Genomic DNA, 13471 nt, shown 5'->3' with positions numbered 1-13471 from the left:
CATTCTTGGCACCAGAGCTTAGAGCACAACCATAAGAAATTCATAAACGTTGGCTATATGCGGTCTACATCAAAGGTGTTGCACTGGTTGATGTCGCCTGTTTCAATACCGCGATAAAACCATTCGGCCCGCTGCTCCGACGACCCGTGGGTAAACGAGTCGGGGGTAACGTAGCCTTGGGCCTCCATTTGCAGGCGATCGTCGCCAATTTGGCTGGCGGCATTGAGGGCTTCTTCGATGTCACCTTCCTCTAAAATTTCCCGCGACCTCTGCGCCCGGTTAGCCCACACTCCGGCAAAACAGTCGGCTTGCAACTCCAGCCGCACCGATAGCTCGTTGGCCTGAGTCTCGCTCGCTTGCTGCTGGGCGCGCTGCACCTGACTAGACACCCCCAGCAGGTTCTGGACGTGATGCCCTACTTCGTGGGCAATCACATAGGCCTGGGCAAAATCGCCTGGGGCCCCAAGACGCACCTGCAAGTCGCGAAAGAAGCTAGTGTCGAGATATACCTTTTGGTCGGCCGGGCAATAAAACGGTCCCATAGCCGCTTGCCCCCTACCGCAAGCTGACTGAGTGGCCCCAGAGTAAAGCACCAGGCTGGGTTCCTGGTAGGGGGCACCAAACTCAGATTGAAAGATGCTGTGCCAGGTGTCTTCGGTTTCGCCCAGCACGGCAGCCACAAATTCAGCCGAGCGATCGCTCTCCTCTGAGGATGCCTGAGGCGCACCGTCGTTGGGGCCAACCTCTACCCCACGCTCAAGCACCACCGATGGATCGCCGCCCAGCAGGGCCACTACCAGTGCCAGCAGAATTGACCCTATCCCCCCTATGGCCGCACCGCCACCGGGCATGCCCCGACGATCGTCAATATTGATGCTGCGCCGACTCGATTGCCACTTCATCGTTCACCTCGTTTTGCTAGGCACTGGTAGCTATGCCTTAGGGTACCGAATTACAACGTCTGTTTCGCTGCCAATGTTGTGGGTGTGATCCGCTGTCGGCAGTGGATAGAAATCTTTTGGCAAAGTCTGTACCTGAGACCTGTAGGTCTATCTCGAGAAAGAGGTGCGATCGCGGGCGCTGTAAATAAACTGGTGTTTCAGCCACTGCTGGCTGAACCCTGTCGATGACTCAGTTGCATAAGCAAACCCCAGCCCTCTAGGGAGGACTGGGGCGAGTTGGTCGTTCCATTTATGGTCGTTGATAGTCACAATAGAACCCAAAGATAAGAAAGTTATAAGGCTAAGGGTCTAAAAGCCCTGCCGGAGGGCTAATTTCAAGGTATTTCTCGGCTAGATTCACTACCGGTACGATGGCGGTAACGAAGGGCACCAGCACCTTGCGAGGTTTAGCTGGCTGCGAGTTCTTCTCGGCAGCGGGATAGTAAGTAACTTCTAAAAGATCGTTGCCGGCGGCAAATATATCGGTCACGGTGCCGATTTCGTCGCCCGTAGCCTGCACGATCACCCTTAACCCCACAAGGTCAGCCACATAAAATTCGTCGTCATCGAGCTGGGGGCGATCGCCCGCTGGCACTAGCAGCACCGCATCCCGCAGCGCTTCGGCATCATCGCGGCTGTTAACGCCCGCAATCTGCACTACATATAGTCCCTTGCCGTCGACATGCCGCCCGCGCACCAGCTCTACGGTCTCTGGCGTGAGGCTACGGGGGCGCTTGAGCCAGCGCTCTCCTGGTTCTAAAAACCGCTCCGGAAAATCGCTGCTGGGGTAGACGCGCACTTCGCCCTTTACGCCCTGAGGGGCAACAATGCGGCCAATTTCAACCCAGTCTTCGGGAATCATGGCATTAGACCCAGGGGAAGCCATTAGGCGGGCACCGCTACAGGGCTAGGCTGGGCTTGATAGACCTCGCTCACGAGGGCACCTAAACGGGTCGCGGCCTCGGCCAAATCTTCGCGGCTGGCGGTTAGGCTAAGGCGCACGCACTGGCGAGTGTGGGGCCAGTCTTCGCGCAGACCCGGGAAAAAGGGATTGCCCGGCACCACAATCACCCCCCGCTGCTTGAGCTGCTCGTATAGGTTCTGGTCGGTAATGGGGAGTTGATCAAACCACAGCCAGGCAAAAATGGCCCCTTCACCGTTGTGCAGGTACCAGGGCAAGTCGTTGGGCATGGCCTGGTCTAGGGCCGCTGCGAGCACCGCAAATTTGTCTTGGTAGTAGGGCCGGATGACCTGCTCAGCCAAACGGGCCAGCTCGCCCGAGGCAATGGCTCGAGCTGCGATCGCCTGTCCGTAGCGCGACGAGTGAATGCAAAAATTCGTTTGAAAACACTCCAGCACATTGATAATTGCCGGATCGCCGATCGCCACCCCCAGCCGCTCACCTGGCAGCCCTGCCTTCGACAGACTCATGCAGTGGAGAATGTTCTCGCCAAACACCGGCTCCATATCAGTAAAGTTGAGCGCCGGGTAAGGCGGTGCGTAGGCCGAATCGACCAATACCGGCACGTTATGGGCTGCGGCCAGGCTGGCGATCTGCTGCACATCCTCACCACTCAACACGTTGCCCGTGGGATTGCAGGGGCGCGAAAACAGCACAAACCCCGTGTCGTCGGTAATGCTGAGCTGGCTAAAGTCAGGCCGGTAGCGGAACCGATGGGCCGCTTCATCCACATCAATCGTGGGTCGGTAGGCTCGCACCGCCTCAGGCACCAGCGAGATGCCGCCGTAGCCGGTGTAGTCGGGGCTGAGGGGCAGCACGATATCTTTCATGCGCCCGGTGGCGTTGTGGCCGCCAAAGGCATTAGCAGCTAGAAAATACAGCGCTTGACTACCGGGGGTGATCAGAATGTGGCGATCGCTCAACTCCAGCCCGTAGCGCTGGTTGAAGTCATTCTTGATGGCCTCAATCAGCGGCTCGTAGCCCTGGCTGGTGCCGTAGCGACATACCACATTGCCGTACTCAGGGCTGGCCAACAGCTCCTGGGTGCAGTCGCGCCAGAGCTGCTCGATTTCTGGCAAAATCACCGGGTTGCCCGCGCTGAGGTTGATGAAATGCTGCCCCTGACCCGCCCGCAGCGTTTCGACGATGTCTTTCATAATGGCGCGCACGCCGGTGAGGTGAGACATTTCCTCGCCAAAGCGGGTGAGTTCAGGGGTCATAGGGAGTGAGGGGTGAGGGGTGGATGGGTGAGGGGTGGATGGGTGCCCTGGTGTAGTTCGTTCTACTGCTCTACTAAAGATAGTGAGACTAGTATAGTAACCTCGCTGGGCCTAGCAGCCCACTGCCGTCTAACCCTGAGTGGCCTACTCTCTACTCCCTCTACCTATCCACCCTCTACTCATCCACCCATCCACCCCATGAACCCCCTAGCCTCTGGATTCCTCGCGAGTCTCTTTGCCGGCATGAGTACAAGCATTGGCGCCCTGCCGGTGCTGCTGCCCTTCGAGCCGTCCGAGCGCACCCAGGGGATTTTGCTAGGCATTGGCGGCGGTATGATGCTGGCGGCCACGTCCTTTTCGCTGATTTTGCCCGGCACCGATGCGGCGATCGCCCTAGGCTATCCCGGCCCGATCGCCGCCCTAGTCATGGTCACTGGGGTTCTGCTTGGCGGTGCGTTTCTGTGGGGCGCCCACAACGTTTTTCCCCACGAGCATTTTTTTAAGGGGCCAGAGGGGCCAGAGGCTCAAAACATCAAGCGCATCTGGCTGTTTGTGATCGCGATCGCTCTGCACAACTTCCCTGAAGGTCTGGCGGTAGGCGTGGGCTTTGGCGGTGGTGAGCAGGCCGGGGCGATCGCGCTGGCTCTAGGCATTGCGCTGCAAAATATTCCGGAGGGGCTGGTAGTGGCGATCGCCCTGCGCGACGTTGGCTATGCCCCTCGTCAGGCCTTTGCGGTTTCGTCGTTGACGGGCCTCATCGAGCCGATTGGTGGCCTGTTTGGTGCCGCTGTTATTACCTTTGCCCAAGCTGCCCTGCCCTGGGCTATGGGCTTCGCCGCCGGGGCCATGCTGTTTGTGATTGTCGATGAAATCATCCCCGATATTGACCAAAAAGCCTTTGGCCAGCGGGGCACCCTCGGCCTCATGGGTGGCTTTGTGATCATGATGTTCTTAGATATTGCTTTGTAATCAGCAATTTGTTTTGGTTGTGGTCATCGCCCGACGCAAAAAAAGCCCCCCGATAGTTACGGAGGGCTTCAGCTACAGGCGCGGACAAACTTTTGGCCAACTAGAGCCGGTGGTTTAGAGAGAAATCCAGCCGAACCACGAAAAGATGGTTGCGATCGCCACCAAACTCAGGAAGATGGCTAGCCCAGCGGTAATTGCCCCAGCGGCTTTACGCACCCCGTTAGGGATCTTCATCCAGTCGCTCTGGGCTAGGCGGCGATCGGCCGAGAAATCGTAGCCCAACGACTCCAGCTGAGTCAGGTGGTCGTGGGTGTAGCGGGGCACCCGCTCAAAGGGTAGGTCGCCCTGGCCGTGCTGGGGCAATACCCGTCGCCGCTGGTAAGGGACTGTACCTTCCCCAAAATTGGTGGTGTACTCTTCGCTGCCCATCAGGGCATCTACCAGCCCTTCAACCCCCTTAGTGGCTAGCACAATTGACCAAGCCAGGGTTTCTTTGTCGTCGTAGACCTGGCGACCCAGCAACCGCTGCACACACAATTCTACAAAGCGATAGTTGTTGTTGACCTCGTAGTTCCAGGTGCGAAAGGCATCAGATGTCGCTAGCCCGCGCACAAAATCTTTTACCGAAATCAAACCGCCGCGCAGCTGTGATTCCAGCAGGGTTTGGCGATTGCTTTTTAGCATTTGTTGCTCATGGAATATCTGCCGATAGGCTGCTGAAATCAGGGCATCCATATCGAGCACATCCACATCCGTGGGGGAAGAAGTTTTATCTAGAGTAAAAATCCTAGAATGCTCGTCTCCTGGCACCTCATAGCCCTCAACGCGCTGGTTTTGGCTACTGGGGGCATAGGCTAATAGTGGCAAAGTCACAACTATTTTTCCTCCACTTGCAAAATAAAACAGAGTCTCTATCTCAGTTTGAGGCTGCAGCAAATAGACGACCTTACTGTCGTTCTCGCTGCTTAAAAAGCTTTGAATTTTAAGTTAGAAAATGGCCAGCAATGGTTAAGGCTTAGCCTACGGGATAGGGAGATTAAGTATTCTTATTTCGATAGGGAGGGTAACAAACAGTTATGTTTCTTCAAATAAGAAAGGCTCAGTTATTTTCTTTTCAATAAAGAATTGAATGCGGTATCGAAGTGATAGAGCAGCTTCTGATCGAACCCTCAGCCTCAATCCACCGAAGTGAGGTCAGCTTATCGATGCAGCATCAGGCTTGACAGCGATGAAAGCAGGAATTTGGCCCCTTATTAAATCCACATGCCTACACAAAACCCCTCTTCACAGCTTTGAAGAGGGGTTTGTCGTTCAAGTTATAGGTGCTACCGAGCTGGGTGACTGACTCAGCCTCTTACCAACCAAAGGCCGACACGGGCGCCAACGCTTGTTCTTTTGCGCCATCGGCTTCGGCAGCTGGTGCAGCTAGCCGCGATTCAGCGCAGAACGAGGCGGTACTAAAGCCGCCAAACCGCTTCACCACGCTGGTGCGCAGGCGCAGGTTGGGGTTGGCAAACCAAAAACGCTCCACCGAGCTCATGGTTTCGTACTCAGTAATCAGCAGCAACCCTTCATCGCCGTCGATTTCGTAACGGCCAATCACAGGCACAATCTCGGCATAGCCTCGCTCGCGCAGCAGCTGGCCGCGGCTGGGGTCGTCAGCATCGGGCACCAGGGCAAACACAGTGCTGCCTTCGTGGTTCTCGTCCTCTTTATCCCAGGCCATCGCCCCTTGCCAGGTGACAAGCGCACCGCCGACGGCGAGGGTAGGGTCGACCTCATGCAGGTTACAAATTTCTATCACGCTGGGATGTCCGGCATCCAATGCCTCCACGGCAATAGTAGACCCGCCCAGTTCAGCCCGGCGAAAGGGCAGGTGATGGGTAGTGCGTTGGGAGTTCCACTGGCCCGCACTCATGCGGAAAAAATCCATTACGTCCATGGGGTAGGTCTCTGATGTCTTAACTGTTGCTTACTGGCGTGCTCAGAATTAAAAATCTAAATTAAAAATCTAATACAGCCGACACCGGGTCGACCTATCTGGATCTTACCGCTGTCTGCGGGCCATTGCAGCGGCTAGGTCAGAGGTGGCTTGGGCTAGTTGCCGCTAGCAGGGGTGTCTGCTGAGCATCAAAATCTAGGTAAGGAATGGCGATCGCGCTCCCGATGAAAGTCTTTAACCCCTGCGAATTTAGCTTCATTCCTAGTCACAATGTTGCGGAATGTTACGTTGTCTGAGAAGACTCGAACCCAATTCAAAGCCCCTAGAGTGCTTGAAATAGCAGAATTCTTTCGCTTTGCCCCCACCGCAAGGGTCACTTTCTCTTAATAACTTGTAAAAGACAAAGACACACCAGCGGTGTATAAACATCTTTGGAGGGTTAATTGAATTAGCGAAAGCCAATTCAGGCAACGGTTTCGAGGAATGTTGCGGATCTCTTACAGAGACGCCTTTCCTCATCTCATCTGCCTTCCCTTTGAGACTGTTGAGCCGAATGTGTAGAAGCTTGAACAACCTTGAAGAAATGTAAACTAGATGAGAAAACCGAGCACGCTGATCTTTAAGATCCTTCCTATAGATTGGTTAGACAGCTCCGGCTGAACTAATGATTAACTTGGTCCTCGGACCTTTTTCAAGCAACTCAGCGACAAAAATTAGGAGATTTGAGTCGATGTTTGACGCATATACTAAGGTTGTTTCTCAGGCTGATGCACGAGGAGATTTTCTGTCTAGCGATCAGCTAGATGCTCTATCCCGTGTTACCGGCGACGGTCTCAAGCGGATCGATGCTGTTAACCGCATGACCGGTAGCGCTTCCAAGATCGTGTCTGATGCCGCTCGCGCTCTGTTTGCCGAACAGCCCCAGCTCATCGCTCCCGGCGGCAACGCTTACACCAACCGCCGTATGGCTGCTTGCCTGCGCGACATGGAAATCATCCTGCGCTATGTGACCTACGCTACCTTCACTGGCGATGCTAGCGTCCTCAACGATCGCTGCCTGAACGGCCTACGCGAAACCTACGTTGCTCTGGGCACTCCCGGTGCTTCCGTAGCTGCTGGCGTTGAGAAAATGAAGGCTGCTGCTATTGGTATCGTCTCTGACACCCAAGGCATCACCCAAGGCGATTGCAGCTCCCTCTACTCTGAGATCGGTAGCTACTTCGACCTGGCTGCTGCAGCTGTTGCCTAGGTTCAGCCTAAATTGAACCTCACTTGAGTTGAGCCAATTTGGCTTAATTCTCACTGCCTGTTCGTTTGCTGTGAAGACAATTTAAGGAGAATCTTAAGATCATGAAAACCCCATTAACCGAAGCTGTTGCAGCAGCCGATTCTCAAGGTCGCTTTCTGAGCGCTTCTGAACTGCAAGTTGCTTTTGGCCGTCTGCGTCAAGCCACCGCTGGTCTGGAAGCTGCTAAAGCTCTGACCAACAAAGCTGATTCTCTAGTCAGCGGCGCTGCTCAAGCTGTGTACAACAAGTTTCCCTACACCACCCAAATGCAGGGAGCTAACTACGCTTCTGATGAGCGTGGCAAAGGCAAGTGCGCCCGCGACATCGGCTACTACCTCCGCATGGTCACCTACTGCTGCGTAGCTGGCGGTACTGGCCCTATGGATGAGTACCTGGTTGCTGGCCTCGACGAAATCAACAGCACCTTCGAACTGTCCCCCAGCTGGTACGTGGAAGCTCTGAAGTACATCAAAGCTAACCACGGTCTGTCTGGCGACGCAGCCACCGAAGCCAACTCCTACATCGACTACGCCATCAACGCTCTAAGCTAGGTTGGTCATTTGCCCGGAGGGGCAGACAGTTGTTAGCGCATTGTTAGCGATTGTTTGCTGCTCCGGGCATTGTTGTATCTATACACGCTCAAGGAGGCAACCATGGCAGTAACCACTGCGGCGGGACGCCTTGGCGTTTCGCCCTACGACGAGTCGATGCGGGTAGAGCTGCGGCCTAACTGGATCGAAGGCGATGTGGAGGCAGTAATTCGTGCTGCTTACCGTCAGGTCTTTGGCAACCAGTACATCATGGCTAGCGAGCGTAATACCAACGCCGAGTCTTTGCTACGGCAGGGAGCTATTTCAGTTCGAGATTTTGTGCGGGCTTTGGCCCTGTCTGACCTCTATCGGGATAAGTTTTTCCTGAGCGGGCCACAGAATCGCTTTATCGAGCTGAACTACAAGCACCTGCTGGGTCGGGCACCCTACGGCCAAGACGAAATCGCCTTTCACACCGACCTTTATAACACCGATGGCTACGCAGCGGAAATCAATTCCTATATTGATTCCCAAGAGTACCGCGATAACTTTGGGGACAATGTGGTGCCCTACTATCGCGGCCACCTAACCCAGCGGAGCCAAAAGACGGTCGGGTTTACCCGCTTCTTTCAGCTCTATCGGGGCTACGGCACCAGCGATCGCGCCCAGGGGGGTGTTCGTTCACAGCTCGTGTCTGAAATTGCTAAAAACTCTTCGTCGCCTGTAGGCCGCGGAGCTACTGGAGCCGCTATTGTCGGCGGGTCTGGAGGCGATCGCGAGAAGCTCTATCGGGTGCGGGTTACTCAGGCTACTATGCCGGGTCGTCCTCAGGTGCGTCGCACCTGCACCGAGTTTTTGGTGCCCTACGAGCAGCTGTCTCGCAAACTTCAACAAGTTAACCGCTCCGGCGGTCGGGTAACTAAAGTCGACCTGGCCTAGGCTGCGGCTTTAATACCTCATATGGCGGAGTGCTTGGTCTTGCTTTTGCAGACCGTGTTGGTGATCACCTGGGATTGAGTCATCTAGGGTTTAGGCCTTAGCTTGCTCACTTCAAGGAGACCTAACTTGAGTACTGCGCCTTTTTTTATTCTGCCTGTGTAGATTGAGCTCACGCTCACTGTGTTGATAAGGAGGATAATCCTGTGCCTATTACGACAGCAGCATCCCGGTTGGGAACCGCTGCGTTTGATGAAACCCTGCCCGTAGAGCTGCGCGCCAACTGGACTGCCGATGATGCCGAAGTGGTCATCCGAGCCGTGTATCGCCAGCTGTTGGGTAACGACTACCTGATGAAATCTGAGCGCCTAGTCGGTGCCGAGTCGCTGCTCAAGAATGGCTACATCAGCGTGCGCGATTTTGTACGGGCTGTGGCCAAGTCTGAGCTCTACAAAGAAAAATTCTTCTACGGCAATTTCCAAACCCGCGTGATTGAGCTGCACACCAAGCACCTGCTCGGTCGCGCCGTCTACGACGAGTCTGAGGTGGTTGATCACCTCGATCGCTACGAGACCCAGGGCTACGATGCCGATGTTGACTCGTTCATCGACAGCGAAGAGTACCAGGCTAACTTTGGCGACAACGTAGTGCCCTACTACCGCAGCTTTGTTTATCAAGCGGGGCAGCGTTCGGTAGGCTTTACCCGGATGTTCCAAATGTATCGGGGCTACGCCACCAGTGATACTTCCCAGGCGGGCGGCAAAAAGTCTCGCCTAGCTGGGGAACTGGGCCGCAACACCTCGTCTTCGATCATCAGCCCCACCAGTGCTGCTGCTGGCTGGTCATCCCAGGCTAACAAGCTGACTACTCCCAGCCAGGCCCTAGGTGGGTCCACCCCCTACGGTGTCGGTGCTGGCAAAGTCTACCGGATTGAGGTGTCTGGGGCTAACCTGCCTCGCTATCCTAAGGTACGGCGCATCAATACCGCCTACCTGGTGCCCTACGAACAGCTGTCTGCCAAGCTTCAGCAGATTCATAAGCAGGGTGGTAGGGTAACCAGCGTTACCGCTGCTAGCCTCTAGTTAAATAGCATCACTGGCGCATTCTCTATGAAGGCGCCAGTGATGTATGAAACGCCGTATTCGTCGAGATCTCGCAACGACCAGGAGAGTTTCCTATGCTCGCTCAAAACGCCTTTGGCAGTCAGACTACTAACCGCATTTTTCTCTACGAGGTTGAGGGGCTGCGCCAAAACGACGCCACCGACCAAAATAACTACCCCATTCGTCACAGCGGCAGCACCTTTATCAAGGTGCCCTACAGCCGCATGAACGAAGAAATGCAGCGCATTACCCGTATGGGCGGCAAAATCGTCAGCATTCAGCCTTTGTCGGCTGACTAAGCTAAGGCGGATCTGCAAATGCTGGAGACATACTAAGGTATGGGACAAAATCCGCAGCAGTTGGTCAACGCCGAGGGAGAATCCCTGACGGTGGAGCAGGCCATCGAAAACCTGCGCCAAACCGCTGATACCGGCCTGCGCTACTACGCTGCCTGGTGGCTGGGGCGCTTTCGCGTGGCCCAACCCGAGGCGATCGCCGGTCTGGTGTCGGCTTTGGAGGATGAGGGCGATCGCGCCCCCGATGGGGGGTACCCGCTGCGTCGCAATGCCGCTCGAGCACTGGGTAAACTGGGCGATCGCACCGTTGTTCCGGCGCTGATTCAATGTCTAGAGTGCGACGACTACTACGTGCGCGAGTCCGCTGCCCAAGCGCTAGAGTCCCTGGGCGATCCTCAGGCGATTCCAGCACTGCGCTCGCTGCTGGCTGGAGGGGTTGCCGCTGCGGTTGCGGTGCCCGATAAGCCTCATCTAGTGCAGCCCTACAACGCTGTGTTGGAGGCCCTGGGCACCCTAGGCGCCACCGATGCAGTCGACGAAATCACCCCGTTTTTAGAGCATGAGGTGGCCCAAGTGCAAAATGCAGCCACCCGTGCCCTCTATCAGCTGACAGGGCAGGCGACCTACTGCGATCGCCTGGTACAACGCCTGCAAGAGCCCAACTTACAGCTGCGGCGATCGGCCATGATGGATTTAGGGGCGATCGGCTACTTGCCTGCCGCCCAGCCCATTGCCGCCACCCTAGCCGAAAACAGCCTCAAGCTGATCGCCCTCCAAGGCGTTTTAGAAACTCACCTGCGGCAGATTGGGTTTCCCCAACGCGGTTTGACAGATGAAGCCCGCCAGGTATTGTTACTAATGGATGAGCTGCTGTAAGTGCTGAGGGCTTGCAGCACAAACGAATAAATTGGGTATCAATAGGGCTGGAGAACGGTTAGTTGTGGGCGCGACAGTAGCAGAGCTAGTTCGAGCGGTCGAAGCCGCTGATTCTAAGGGCGCAATGGTTGTTGCGGTCCATCATCTAGCAGCTGCTCAAGATGTCGCCGCTATCCCTACCCTAATTACCGTGCTGGGCTATAACAATCCTGGTGCTGCGGTGGCCGCAGTGGATGGGCTGGTGGCCCTAGGCCAAGACGCAGTGCCGGCGCTGTTAGAACAAATTGATGGCTACAACTATGGCGCTAGAGCCTGGGCTATTCGGGCCGTGGCCCTGATTGGCGACCCCCGTGCCCTGCCCGTGCTGCTAGAAACGGCCAAAGGAGATTTTGCCCTAAGCGTACGCCGCGCCGCAGCCCGAGGGTTGGGCACCATCGATTGGGCTAAGCTGCCTACCGACCAAGCGCCCTCATCTCAACAAGAGGTGCTTGACGTATTGATTGGAGCGGCCCAGGACCCAGAATGGGTAGTGCGCTACGCAGCAATGGCTGCTCTCGAAGGCCTAGCAAAAGCTCTAGCGGAGCCTGAAACTCAAAAGCCGCCGATTCTCGTCTGTCTTCAGCAGGCCTTTCACCATGACGAAACTCCTGCTGTGCAGGCCCGGGCCTGTAAGGCCCTAGAGGCCTTGGGAGAATTGGTCGACGCTATGAATTAAAGCCTCTGCCTTGACGTTGAGAAATGCAACACATTGATTCAGTTTCGAGGTATGGTCTTCTATGGTTAATGCGCACAGGGGCCCAAGCCCGAGCGTTGAAGACAGACACTCAGCGGTTTAGCGCCCACAATTGAGTTGGGGAAGGTGTTCATGGCGGTGGCACAGTCAAATGCACCAGAAGTCTTGCAGGTGATGGGGCTGCCTGTTCACTGGCGGACCGACTATGCAAACTGGCTCGTCGATCAGTATCGTCGAGGGTATGGGGCTCATGTGGTCACTCTGAATGCCGAAATGGCCATGCAGGCCGACCAAAACCCCGACCTGCGACAGGTCATCGTCAATGCCGAACTTGTGATTCCCGACGGGGCGGGGGTCGTGCTCTACTTTCGTACCAAGGGGCAGCGGATAGCGCGCGCGCCGGGTATTGAGCTGGCTGCCACAGTACTCAAGCGCATCTCTCCCCAAGAGACAGTCTTTATGTATGGCGGTGTACCCGGCGTGGCCGATCGCGCCGCTATGTATTGGCAGCGCCAGATAGCCGGGCTTAAGGTAGTGGGCACCCAACATGGCTACCTAGGGCCAACCGATCAACCCGAGTTTTTGCGCCATTTAGAGCAGCTCCAGCCCAGCGTGATTTTGGTTGGTATGGGTGTGCCCAGACAAGAACTGTGGATTCGTGACCACCGCTACCTCTGCCCCAACAGCGTGTGGATTGGCGTCGGCGGCAGCTTTGATATCTGGGCCGGGGTCAAGTCTCGCGCCCCCGAGTGGATGTGCAACAATCACCTGGAATGGCTCTACCGCCTTTACAAAGAGCCCTGGCGCTGGCGGCGGATGTTGGCGTTGCCTCATTTTGCGTGGCGATCGCTCACCTACTCGGCCCGCTAGAAAGTCAGGGTGTAGGGTGCAGGGTATAAGGCACACCCTTGAACCTTGTACCCTGCACCTTACACCTTCCTCAATTCAGCCTCAGATTTGCCAAACCCAAATATCGCAGCCCAGCCGGAGTCACTTCAAACCGGCAGGGCAGCACCTTAACGCCCTTCGCTATGGCTTCACGCAGCAGCAGGCCATACGTGGGGTCGGTCTCGTCTCCAGGGGCAAAGTCGGTACAGTCGCCTCGGCTGATGAAGTACAGCATCGCCGCCTGGGTTTCAGGAACCAGCGCCGCCAGTTCTCTTAAATGCTTTTGGCCGCGGGTGGTCACTGTATCGGGAAACAGGGCCAGGGTGCCCTTGGCCCAGGTGGTATTTTTGACCTCAACGTAGGTTGTTAAGGCTGTATCCTCCCCAGAAATGACAAAGTCGATTCGGCTTTTGCCGTCACCGCCGTAGCGCACCTCTGGGCGAATGGAAGTGTAGTCGCCTAGCTCTGGAATTTGTCGTGCCTCCAGCAGCGACTTCACCACGCGATTGGGCCGCGCTGTGTTGACTCCGGCCCAGGTGGGCACAGTGTCGCACACCTCTGCCAGTTCCCAGGTGTAAGCCAGCTTCCGTTTGGGGTTGGAGTTGTAGGAAACCAGTGCGCGTCCACCGACGTGGTATACCCCAGTCATAGGTCCGGTATTAGGGCAGTGGGCAACGATTACCTGACCGGTTTCTAGCTCAATATCAACAAAAAATCGCTTGTAGCGCTTGAGTACTGTGCCCTCAATCAAGGGCGGAAAAGGATAGAACCAGTCGGCAGTCATGACG

15 protein-coding genes are annotated in these 13471 nt (G+C 56.0%); 9 read left to right on the top strand and 6 right to left on the bottom strand.

What is annotated here, in order from left to right; translation table 11 throughout:
• Positions 1-53: 53 nt before the first annotated feature.
• From H6F59_RS21805 to H6F59_RS21795, 3 genes are all read right to left on the bottom strand, one after another.
• The gene (locus H6F59_RS21805; RefSeq protein WP_190705563.1) at positions 54-902 is read right to left on the bottom strand and encodes a neutral zinc metallopeptidase; all 849 of its coding nucleotides are present in this window, start codon (positions 900-902) and stop codon (positions 54-56) included.
• Positions 903-1242: 340 nt separating this feature from the next.
• Positions 1243-1827 (bottom strand): ribosome maturation factor RimM, encoded by a 585-nt coding sequence (rimM, locus tag H6F59_RS21800; RefSeq protein WP_242021621.1) that lies wholly within the window; start codon positions 1825-1827, stop codon positions 1243-1245.
• Complete coding sequence (locus tag H6F59_RS21795) at positions 1827-3122, bottom strand: valine--pyruvate transaminase (protein WP_190519408.1); 1296 nt, start codon at positions 3120-3122, stop codon at positions 1827-1829. The genes rimM and H6F59_RS21795 overlap by 1 nt, the downstream gene beginning before the upstream one ends.
• Positions 3123-3320: 198 nt before the next feature.
• On the opposite strand from H6F59_RS21795, the gene H6F59_RS21790 reads away from it, so the two are divergent.
• Positions 3321-4091, top strand: a complete 771-nt coding sequence (locus H6F59_RS21790; RefSeq protein WP_190705560.1) for a ZIP family metal transporter — start codon at positions 3321-3323, stop codon at positions 4089-4091.
• A gap of 114 nt (positions 4092-4205) precedes the next feature.
• Here H6F59_RS21790 and H6F59_RS21785 read toward each other — a convergent pair whose 3' ends face one another.
• Positions 4206-4964 carry a phycobilisome rod-core linker polypeptide gene (locus H6F59_RS21785; protein ID WP_190705557.1) on the bottom strand — a complete coding sequence of 253 codons (759 nt, stop codon included), beginning with the start codon at positions 4962-4964 and terminating at the stop codon, positions 4206-4208.
• A 481-nt stretch (positions 4965-5445) separates the two neighbouring features.
• Positions 5446-6033 (bottom strand): phycobiliprotein lyase, encoded by a 588-nt coding sequence (locus H6F59_RS21780; RefSeq protein ID WP_190705554.1) that lies wholly within the window; start codon positions 6031-6033, stop codon positions 5446-5448.
• 730 nt (positions 6034-6763) lie between these two features.
• Between H6F59_RS21780 and H6F59_RS21775 the strand changes: the two genes are divergently transcribed.
• From H6F59_RS21775 to H6F59_RS21740, 8 genes are all read left to right on the top strand, one after another.
• The gene (locus tag H6F59_RS21775; RefSeq protein ID WP_190705549.1) at positions 6764-7282 is read left to right on the top strand and encodes a phycocyanin subunit beta; all 519 of its coding nucleotides are present in this window, start codon (positions 6764-6766) and stop codon (positions 7280-7282) included.
• A gap of 101 nt (positions 7283-7383) precedes the next feature.
• Entirely contained in the window at positions 7384-7872 is a 489-nt protein-coding gene (gene cpcA / locus H6F59_RS21770) for a phycocyanin subunit alpha (protein ID WP_190519399.1), read from the top strand.
• Between the two features lie 102 nt (positions 7873-7974).
• Complete coding sequence (locus H6F59_RS21765; RefSeq protein ID WP_190705547.1) at positions 7975-8790, top strand: phycobilisome linker polypeptide; 816 nt, start codon at positions 7975-7977, stop codon at positions 8788-8790.
• A gap of 203 nt (positions 8791-8993) precedes the next feature.
• Positions 8994-9869, top strand: coding sequence for a phycobilisome rod-core linker polypeptide (locus H6F59_RS21760; protein WP_190705544.1), 876 nt, complete (start codon positions 8994-8996; stop codon positions 9867-9869).
• A 95-nt stretch (positions 9870-9964) separates the two neighbouring features.
• Positions 9965-10189, top strand: a complete 225-nt coding sequence (locus tag H6F59_RS21755; protein ID WP_190519393.1) for a phycobilisome linker polypeptide — start codon at positions 9965-9967, stop codon at positions 10187-10189.
• A gap of 39 nt (positions 10190-10228) precedes the next feature.
• On the top strand, positions 10229-11062 hold the full coding sequence (locus H6F59_RS21750; protein ID WP_190705540.1) for a HEAT repeat domain-containing protein: 834 nt from the start codon (positions 10229-10231) through the stop codon (positions 11060-11062).
• A 124-nt stretch (positions 11063-11186) separates the two neighbouring features.
• Positions 11187-11777 (top strand): HEAT repeat domain-containing protein, encoded by a 591-nt coding sequence (locus H6F59_RS21745; protein ID WP_190705941.1) that lies wholly within the window; start codon positions 11187-11189, stop codon positions 11775-11777.
• A gap of 150 nt (positions 11778-11927) precedes the next feature.
• The gene (locus tag H6F59_RS21740) at positions 11928-12665 is read left to right on the top strand and encodes a WecB/TagA/CpsF family glycosyltransferase (protein WP_348251309.1); all 738 of its coding nucleotides are present in this window, start codon (positions 11928-11930) and stop codon (positions 12663-12665) included.
• A 70-nt stretch (positions 12666-12735) separates the two neighbouring features.
• On the opposite strand, the gene sfsA is transcribed toward H6F59_RS21740, so the two are convergent.
• Positions 12736-13467 carry a DNA/RNA nuclease SfsA gene (gene sfsA, locus H6F59_RS21735; protein WP_190705538.1) on the bottom strand — a complete coding sequence of 244 codons (732 nt, stop codon included), beginning with the start codon at positions 13465-13467 and terminating at the stop codon, positions 12736-12738.
• Positions 13468-13471: the final 4 nt, after the last annotated feature.

It is taken from the genome of Nodosilinea sp. FACHB-141 (assembly GCF_014696135.1).
In the GTDB taxonomy this organism is placed as follows: domain Bacteria; phylum Cyanobacteriota; class Cyanobacteriia; order Phormidesmidales; family Phormidesmidaceae; genus Nodosilinea.
This window is presented reverse-complemented; position numbering and strand designations above follow the sequence as displayed.

What these genes read in the sequence shown, in the direction of transcription:
- H6F59_RS21755 (WP_190519393.1), top strand. Translation starts at nt 9,965, where the DNA reads ATGCTCGCTCAAAACGCCTTTGGCAGTCAGACTACTAACCGCATTTTT.
- H6F59_RS21745 (WP_190705941.1), top strand. Translation starts at nt 11,187, where the DNA reads ATGGTTGTTGCGGTCCATCATCTAGCAGCTGCTCAAGATGTCGCCGCT.
- sfsA (WP_190705538.1), bottom strand. Translation starts at nt 13,467, where the DNA reads ATGACTGCCGACTGGTTCTATCCTTTTCCGCCCTTGATTGAGGGCACA.
- H6F59_RS21740 (WP_348251309.1), top strand. Translation starts at nt 11,928, where the DNA reads ATGGCGGTGGCACAGTCAAATGCACCAGAAGTCTTGCAGGTGATGGGG.
- cpcA (WP_190519399.1), top strand. Translation starts at nt 7,384, where the DNA reads ATGAAAACCCCATTAACCGAAGCTGTTGCAGCAGCCGATTCTCAAGGT.
- H6F59_RS21780 (WP_190705554.1), bottom strand. Translation starts at nt 6,033, where the DNA reads ATGGACGTAATGGATTTTTTCCGCATGAGTGCGGGCCAGTGGAACTCC.
- H6F59_RS21750 (WP_190705540.1), top strand. Translation starts at nt 10,229, where the DNA reads ATGGGACAAAATCCGCAGCAGTTGGTCAACGCCGAGGGAGAATCCCTG.
- H6F59_RS21775 (WP_190705549.1), top strand. Translation starts at nt 6,764, where the DNA reads ATGTTTGACGCATATACTAAGGTTGTTTCTCAGGCTGATGCACGAGGA.
- rimM (WP_242021621.1), bottom strand. Translation starts at nt 1,827, where the DNA reads ATGGCTTCCCCTGGGTCTAATGCCATGATTCCCGAAGACTGGGTTGAA.
- H6F59_RS21765 (WP_190705547.1), top strand. Translation starts at nt 7,975, where the DNA reads ATGGCAGTAACCACTGCGGCGGGACGCCTTGGCGTTTCGCCCTACGAC.
- H6F59_RS21790 (WP_190705560.1), top strand. Translation starts at nt 3,321, where the DNA reads ATGAACCCCCTAGCCTCTGGATTCCTCGCGAGTCTCTTTGCCGGCATG.
- H6F59_RS21795 (WP_190519408.1), bottom strand. Translation starts at nt 3,122, where the DNA reads ATGACCCCTGAACTCACCCGCTTTGGCGAGGAAATGTCTCACCTCACC.
- H6F59_RS21805 (WP_190705563.1), bottom strand. Translation starts at nt 902, where the DNA reads ATGAAGTGGCAATCGAGTCGGCGCAGCATCAATATTGACGATCGTCGG.